Annotated in this window: 1 protein-coding gene; it reads left to right on the top strand. The window is 63.7% G+C overall.

Going from position 1 to position 408, the window contains the following annotated elements:
* Positions 1-181 (top strand): hypothetical protein (locus tag L977_RS25020; RefSeq protein WP_231563601.1); only part of this gene is annotated, 181 nt, incomplete at its 5' end.
* Positions 182-408: the final 227 nt, after the last annotated feature.

Here is a 408-nt window from a genome sequence, read left to right as displayed (position 1 = left end):
GCCGGTCGCAGCTGCAGCTGGCGAAATGCTGGCGAAACCCGGCATCGAGGACGGGCGCCAGGCGCAGAACTGCTGGCACTCCGGTTCTGGCCGTGGTGGTTGGCCGTCAGACGGGCGAGCAGTGCGCAGCCTGTCACTGTATGCGCGTAGCGCATGGAGGCGCGGAACGGGACGGGCATAGAGCACCGTAGCCAAATCCGCGCCTGACCCGGCGCAGCCGGTTACGATCCTGAAAGTGAGCAGAACAACCCCCCTCCCTGCAAAGCCATAACGCGCTTACAGCGATTTTGTCCCTGAGTTAAGGCCAACGCCCCGGTGAGCGGTCAGGACGGCGCTGTGCGACGTTCTGAGCGTGATTTCCGGGGTCTTAACGGGTGTGACCAGCGGGAACAGCCGTTTAGAGGCTTA

This window comes from Enterobacter sp. ZOR0014, assembly GCF_000798855.1.
Taxonomy (GTDB): Bacteria; Pseudomonadota; Gammaproteobacteria; order Enterobacterales; family Enterobacteriaceae; genus Enterobacter; species Enterobacter kobei.
This window is presented reverse-complemented; position numbering and strand designations above follow the sequence as displayed.